This is a genomic window from Candidatus Magnetaquicoccus inordinatus, from assembly GCF_004217665.1.
In the GTDB taxonomy this organism is placed as follows: domain Bacteria; phylum Pseudomonadota; class Magnetococcia; order Magnetococcales; family Magnetaquicoccaceae; genus Magnetaquicoccus; species Magnetaquicoccus inordinatus.
Map to the genome: position 1 here is coordinate 1 of NZ_RXIU01000257.1, position 4,315 is coordinate 4,315.

At 53.0% G+C, this 4,315-nt stretch carries 4 protein-coding genes; all 4 read left to right on the top strand.

Going from position 1 to position 4,315, the window contains the following annotated elements:
• Window positions 1-247: 247 nt before the first annotated feature.
• The 4 genes from EJP87_RS14145 (at window position 248) to EJP87_RS14160 (ending at window position 3,944) form a co-directional block, all read left to right on the top strand.
• On the top strand, window positions 248-1,693 hold the full coding sequence (locus tag EJP87_RS14145; RefSeq protein WP_130472511.1) for a COG3014 family protein: 1,446 nt from the start codon (window positions 248-250) through the stop codon (window positions 1,691-1,693).
• A gap of 3 nt (window positions 1,694-1,696) precedes the next feature.
• Window positions 1,697-2,161, top strand: coding sequence for a YcfL family putative periplasmic lipoprotein (locus EJP87_RS14150; protein ID WP_153188687.1), 465 nt, complete (start codon window positions 1,697-1,699; stop codon window positions 2,159-2,161).
• A 63-nt stretch (window positions 2,162-2,224) separates the two neighbouring features.
• Window positions 2,225-2,854: a penicillin-binding protein activator LpoB gene (lpoB, locus tag EJP87_RS14155; RefSeq protein ID WP_130472513.1), complete on the top strand. Its 630-nt coding sequence runs from the start codon at window positions 2,225-2,227 to the stop codon at window positions 2,852-2,854.
• Window positions 2,855-3,164: 310 nt separating this feature from the next.
• On the top strand, window positions 3,165-3,944 hold the full coding sequence (locus EJP87_RS14160) for an LPS assembly lipoprotein LptE (protein WP_130472514.1): 780 nt from the start codon (window positions 3,165-3,167) through the stop codon (window positions 3,942-3,944).
• Window positions 3,945-4,315: the final 371 nt, after the last annotated feature.

The window sequence follows — 4,315 nt, forward strand, 5'->3', positions numbered from 1 at the left end:
ATCCCAGGGATTCCATCCCTGGACCCGGCCAGGGAGGTGCCCTCCCTGGACCCGCAATAGTTTTGGGTGGTGAATAGTTACATGTAAATTTTATTTGAATTAAGTGAAGCTCCGCGGCTACCATGGGCAGATGTGGCCCAGTCATGATGAGGGGATAAAACGGTTGCGTTGTGGGAGAGCGAAGAAGGGAGGATCTGTGGTGAGAAGCTGCATGCGGCTGGGCAGATGGGCAGGGATTGTGATCGTGATGTTAATCAGTGCGGGTTGTGCCGGAGCGATGCGCAGTTACAATAGCGAACTGCGCGAAACCACGCAGTTGCTCGCTGCCAGTCGCCCTGATTTGGCTGTTCAGGTGTTGGAGCAGAACAATACCAGCGAACAGAAGGATCTTTTATATTTTTTAGAGAAGGGGACACTCTTGCGTTTGCAGGGGGAGTTTGCCGGAAGCCGCGATCAATGGTTGGAGGCGGATCGGCGGGTGCGGGAGTGGGAGGATCTGGCGCGCAGTAATCCCAGCAAATTGTTGGGGGATATTGGCAGTTTGTTGGTGAATGACAAGGTGCGTCCTTATGAAGGTTATGATTATGAAAAGGTGTTGCTGACCGCGTTGTTGGCCATGGACCATATGGCTTTGGGAGAGTGGGATGTAGCCCGCACCGAGATCAAAAAAACCCATGAACGGGAGGCGATTATTGCCGAATTTCATGCCAAAAAGGTGATGCAGGAGGAGACAGAGGCTAAAAAGCGCCAGGTGACACGCACAGTCAAGGATCTGCAGGGCTATCCGGTGGATACCTTGAATGATCCCCAGGTCATCGCCTTGAAAAATGGCTATCAGAATGCCTTCAGTCACTATTTGGCGGGATTTGTCTATGAGGCATTGAATGAACCCAGTCTGGCGGCACCGGGTTATCGACAAGCAATCGAGTTGCGTCCGGATATTGCGTTTTTGCAGGAGGGGCTGAAACAGTTGGATCAGCGCAAGGAGCGGACGGCAGCAGGCAAGAGCGATGTGTTGTTTGTGCTGGAGGGAGGATTGGCGCCAGCCCGCAGTTCGCTGATGATTCCGTTGCCGGTGCCTGCGGTTGGTTTGGTGAGCATCTCTTTTCCCGTAATTCCCAACAATCCGACTGCAGATTACCGTCTAAGCTCCCTAATGGTGGAGGATACATCGATACCGATGGCCACGGTGACCCATGTGGATGCGATGGCGCGTCGAACCTTGGCGGATGATATGCCGGGGATTATCTTGCGCAGCACGTTGCGGGCGGTAACCAGAGGGGTAGCGCAGCATCAGACCAATAAAAAGGGCAATGAGTTAGCCTCTCTGGCCATCATGTTGGGTGGTCTGGTCATGGAGTCTGCCGATGAGCGCTCCTGGCGGACCTTGCCGGCCACCATCCAGTTGGGACGGGCGGCACTGAAGCCGGGCAAGTATACAATGCGCTTTCCTGCAGCCAACGGCATGCCAGTCTCTGTGCCTGTTGAAATCTCTGGTCGCTATCAAATTGTACCGATCCGCGTGGTGGGCAATACCCTTTATGTGGCCAACACGCCAGGTTCTGCTCATGGTACTCTTCCTGTTGCGGCAGGGCAGGAAGAAAAAAGAGAGGGTTCGGCCCCGACAAAGGTAAAGTCCAACAAAAAGAAAAGCAAAGAGCCGATTGCCAGTCAAAAGCCAAAGGAGGAGTAAGTGATGGGGAAGCAGAGCTATAGCAAGTGCAGCACAATAGTGATGGCAGGCAGCATGGCAGTGCTGCTATTGGGGTTGACAGCTTGTCAACCGCCGCCGCAACGCTCTGCGGCCATTGCCAGCAAGGTGGAGGAGTTGGGTGTTATGCTGGATGTGCAACCAGGAGAGATCCGGGTGGTTCGTCGCAATAATCTCCTGCATGTACAGGCAGAGGTGATCAATCCCACCACCCAGGATCAGACTCTCTCCTATCGTTTTCGTTGGGTGGATGCAGCGGGATTTGTGTTGGATGAGGAGGCATGGAAACCTCTGTTGCTGCATGGTCGGCAACGACAATTTTTGCGCACGGTAGCCCCTTCACCGAAGGCGGAAGATTTTCGTTTAGAGATGCACTCCCCCAACAATGCAGTGCCCGTGGATCTGTCGGCCAATCAACCGCGACAGCCTTGGGGTGATGTGGTGAAATAAGGGGCAAATAAACAGGTGGATCTTTTTTTTCTTGGTCAGGAATGTTTTCAAGGAGAGCTGAGTATGCTGCGGAAAAATAACAGAGTGTTGGGGCGGGTAGTGTTGCTGGCCACTGTGACAGTGCTGGCGGGTTGTGCAACGAGTTCCGGTCCAAGCTCACCGCCGCTGGTGGGTGGAAATGTACAGTATGGGGATGCCAAGGCGGTAGAAACGGTAACCAACACCTTTGGCTCTACCGATTTGCAGATGATTGCCGAGAGTATGACCCGCTCGATGTTGCAATCTCCGGCTCTGACCGCCGGAAAACGGCGACCGTTGATCACCGTCAACGAGGTCAAAAACAAGACCAGTGAATATATCGATACCCGTGCCATTACCGATTCTATTCTTACCCAACTGACCAAGAGTGGACTAGTGCGTTTTGCGGTGGATACGGCAGATATGCAGGATCAGACCGAGGAGTTGGCGCGGCAAAATCAAAGTGGCTTGTACAAAAAGAGTTCCAGCAAGAAGATGGGTAAAATGGAGGGAGCCGATTTTCGTCTGGTGGGCAGTATCAGCTCCATCGTCAAGCGCACGCAGGATATTCATGATGTCTATTATAAATTCAGTTTGCGTTTGACCGAGATTGAGTCTGGAGTCGTGGAGTGGGCGGACGAAAAGGAGATCCGTAAAACCACCTCTGCGCGATAAAGTAATGCAGCAAGGACAAGGGTAGACATAGCTATTCGCCATACAAAACAACTGCGGGACAAGGGATTCCATCCCTGGTCGGGTCCATGGATGGAATCCCTGGGATTTGGTTTTTAATCTTTTGCTTTTGGCGCGCTTTTCACAACAAGCCGACGCGCTTTTTGCGTCGGCGCGCCTAATGGAAGCAAGCTGTGCGGATTGGCGCGCTTTTTTGCGCCAATCCGCACAGCATCCCCATGGGGGTAGAGCTGGCGAGCCAGCACGAATTTGAATAGTTACGGGCAGACATTGGCGGCAGAAGGAGAGAACAATGAAGTGGCTCCGTTTCGGGATTGCACTATTGAGTTGGCTCACTCTGAGTGGGTGGGCAGTGGCAGCGGATCGGGCTTTGCCGAAGATTGCGGTGACCGATCTGACCTATGAAGAGAAGGTGCAACACTATTTCCGCTCGGTTTCTGCTGATTTTCGGCAGACCCGCCGCGAAGGAGTGCGTAGTGGTCGTGAGCAGACTGATTTTCTCTATGATGAGCGGGAGGGAGTCAATATTTCAATCGACCGTGGCGAACTGCACAAATTTACCGCTGATTTGAAAGGGGAGCTTTTGCAGGCTGGCTATCGGGTGGTGCAGGGCAAGCCGATCAGCAACAAGGATCAGGATAAGCTGTTTGATCTGCTGGATCGGATCAAGAAGGGCTATTATAAAGGTGCTGATTATGTGTTGTTTGGCACCATTAGCAGTATCGATGTGCGGGATGAAGCGACGCCGGTTGCCGGGACAACAACCTATTCTCATACAGTAAGTTTGGAGTTGGTGGTGGAGTTTAGCTTGGTGCACACCAAAACCCGGGAGGTGAAAGCGGCATTCAGTGCCATGGGCGAAGGTTCGGATGTACGTCTGCAGGAGTCGGCAGGAGCACGAGTTGTGCCCAGTCGTGGGCGGATGATTGCCGAAGTTTCCAAAGGTTTGGCTCAGGATGCCATCCGCCAGTTGCAGGCCCAGTTGAGTGGTGTCCCGGTTCAGCAGGGATGGTCAGAGCCAGGGGTGCAGGAGCGCCAAGCAGAGCAGGAGCAGATTTTTATCTATCGATAAAGGTAACAATTCACCACCCAAAACAACTGCGGGTCCAGGGAGGGCACCTCCCTGGCCGGGTCCAGGGATGGAATCCCTGGGATTTTGCTTTTAATCTTTTAATCTTTTAATCTTTTAATCTTTTAATCTTTTGCCTTTGGCGCGCTTTTCACACTAAGCCGACGCGCTTTTTGCGTCGGCTTAAGCGCCTAATGGAAGCAAGCTGTGCGGATTGGCGCGCTTTTTTGCGCCAATCCGCACAGCATCCCCATGGGGGTAGAGCTGGCGAATCCGTACAGACCTGAGTACAGACCTAGGGCAATCGCATTTGCCAATTTCCTCACTGTTGCCACAAGCGAAACTGTGCATGTCGGGCATCCGCCCTCCCAAAG